Consider the following 2,634-nt stretch of genomic DNA (forward strand, 5'->3'; position numbering starts at 1 on the left):
CCCGGACCGGACGCCGTCGCCGGGTCTCGTCGAGTACAAGAAGGTGATCGAGCCGGTCCACATCGAGGGCGACGGCGCCAACGGCATCGTGCGGATCACCAACAAGCAGGACTTCGCCGACCTGTCCGCGCTTGCCTTCGAGTGGTCGTGCCAGGTGGACGGCGAGACGGTCGAGTCGGGTTCGCTGTCGGTGCCGGCGCTCGCGCCGGGCGAGAGCGCCGAGGTGAAGCTGCCGGAGCCGCCCGTGGACGGCCGGGGCGGCGAACGCCAGTGGACCGTGCGGGCGCTGCTCGCGGACGACACGCTGTGGGCCGCGAAGGGCCATGTCGTGGCCTGGGGGCAGTTCGCCGCGGGGGCACGGCCGCTGCCGTCCTTCCCCGCGATCGACCGGCCCGTGCGCGACGGGGACCGGCTCACCCTCGGCCCGGCCGCGTTCGACGCCCGCACCGGTGCGCTGCTGTCGATCGGCGAGGTCGCGGTGAGCGCACCGCGGCTGGACGTGTGGCGGGCGCCGACCGACAACGACGACGGCGCGGAGTGGCAGACCGACACCCGCTACGGGACGCTGTGGCGCACGCTCGGCCTGCACCGCATGCGGCACCGCCTGGTCTCGGTCGAGGCCGGCGACGACGCGCTGACGGTCCGCACCCGGGTGGCGCCCGCCGCCCGAGAGGTGGGCCTGGACACGGTGTACCGCTGGACGTCCGACGGCGAACGGCTGCGGCTGGAGGTGTCCGTGACGCCGGAAGGCGACTGGACGGTGCCGCTGCCCCGGCTCGGCGTCCGGTTCGGCCTGTCGGAGGCCGACGCCGTGGAGTGGTTCGGCGGCGGCCCGGGCGAGGCGTACCCGGACACCCGGGCGGCGTCCATGGTGGGCCGCTGGCAGTCGACGGTGGACGGACTGCAGACGCCGTACGTCCGCCCGCAGGAGAACGGCGCCCGTGCCGATGTCCGCTGGGTGGAGCTCGGCGGTCTGCGGATCGAGGGCGACCCGGAGTTCTGGTTCACCGCGCGGCGCTGGACCACCGAGCAGCTGGACGCGGCCCGGCACCGCACCGACCTCACACCCGGCGACACGGTGTGGGTGAACCTCGACCACGGGCAGCACGGCATCGGCTCGCAGTCGTGCGGCCCGGGCCCGCTGCCGCAGTACTTCCTGAAGGCCGAGCCGGCTCGGTTCGCGTTCGTGTTCTCGACCACCAGGTAAGAAATCGATGTAAGAACTCGATTAATCGATTGACCCATTGATCGACATTCCGACAGTGTCGGAGCATCATCCGCGGCCGGTCGGCCCTCGAAGCCGACCGGCCGCGACTGTTTTCACCACGAGGAAGCCGGTGAGTCGGTTGAATGTCGCCATCGAGGTCCGCGGGCTGACCCGGACCTTCCACACCACCGTCCGCCGCCCCGGTTTCCTGGGCGCCGTCAGATCCCTGGTCAACCCGGAGCGCGTGGCCAAGCACGCCGTCGCCGACATCAGCTTCGACGTGGCCCCGGGCGAACTCCTCGCCCTGCTCGGCCCGAACGGCGCCGGCAAGTCCACCACCATCAAGATCCTGACCGGCATTCTCACGCCGACCTCCGGCGAGGCCCGGGTCGCGGGCGTGGTGCCCTACCAGGAGCGGGAGCGCAACGCCCGTAACATCGGCGCGGTGTTCGGGCAGCGCACCCAGCTGTGGTGGGACCTGCCGGTGCGCGAGTCGTTCGCGATCCTGCGGGACATCTACGAGGTGCCGAAGGCCGAACACGCCGCCCGGCTGAAGGAGTTCGACGAGATCCTGGACCTGTCGTCCTTCTGGGACACCCGGGTCCGCCATCTCTCCCTCGGCCAGCGGGTGCGCAGCGATCTGGCCGCCGCCCTGCTGCACGACCCGCCGGTGGTCTTCCTCGACGAGCCGACGATCGGCATGGACGTGGTGGTCAAGGAGCAGGTGCGGGAGTTCCTGCGCCACCAGGTCGAGCAGCGCGGCCGTACGGTACTGCTGACCACGCACGACATGACGGAGGTCGAGCGCCTCGCCGAGCGGGTGGTGCTGGTCAACCACGGCCGGCTGGTCCTGGACGGCACCCTCGACGAGATCCGCCGGAAGTTCGGCTCGACCTGGCAGGTGCGCGCCACGCTCGCCGACCCGCACGCCGAGGTGGTCCCGCCGCCCGGCATCACGCTGCTGCGGCACGGCGGCGCGCAGGTCGTCTTCGGCCCCGACGGGGCGGACGCGCCCACCGTCCAGCAGGCGCTGAAGGCCGTGATCGAGCGGTTCGAGGTCACGGACATCGCCCTGGACGAGGCGGACCTGGAGGACGTGATGCGGGCCGCGTACGTGCACGTCGGGGAGGTCTGACATGGCCGTGCTGCACGCCTGGCGCGCCGCCCGTGTCACCCCGCTCGGCGAGCTGAACGCCCCGCCCCGGATGACCGCCGTCGCGCTCCGGCTGGCCGTCCAGGTGGTGCTGGTGTGGTCGCTGTGGCGCGGCCTGTACGCGCAGACGGGCACGACCGCCGGGCTGAGCCGCGACCAGGCCGTCACGTACGCCGTGCTGGCCGTGCTGGCGTCCCGGCTGCGGGAGCTGGACCAGTACGCGGGGCGGGACACGGTCCTTCAGCACATGCACTTCGGCACCATCGTCTACTGG

At 72.1% G+C, this 2,634-nt stretch carries 2 protein-coding genes and 1 pseudogene; all 3 read left to right on the plus strand.

Features of this window, described 5'->3' with window-relative positions:
• Window positions 1–1,207: beta-galactosidase small subunit family protein (locus CCL05_RS28990; RefSeq protein WP_143589961.1), on the plus strand; the 1,207-nt coding region annotated here is incomplete at its 5' end.
• A gap of 139 nt (window positions 1,208–1,346) precedes the next feature.
• Window positions 1,347–2,342 (plus strand): ABC transporter ATP-binding protein, encoded by a 996-nt coding sequence (locus tag CCL05_RS28995; RefSeq protein WP_086563578.1) that lies wholly within the window; start codon window positions 1,347–1,349, stop codon window positions 2,340–2,342.
• Between the two features lies 1 nt (window position 2,343).
• Window positions 2,344–2,634 (plus strand): annotated as a pseudogene (locus CCL05_RS29000) (hypothetical protein); the annotation flags it as partial.

Source organism: Streptomyces africanus (assembly GCF_002150735.1).
GTDB classification, from domain to species: Bacteria; Actinomycetota; Actinomycetes; order Streptomycetales; family Streptomycetaceae; genus Streptomyces; species Streptomyces africanus.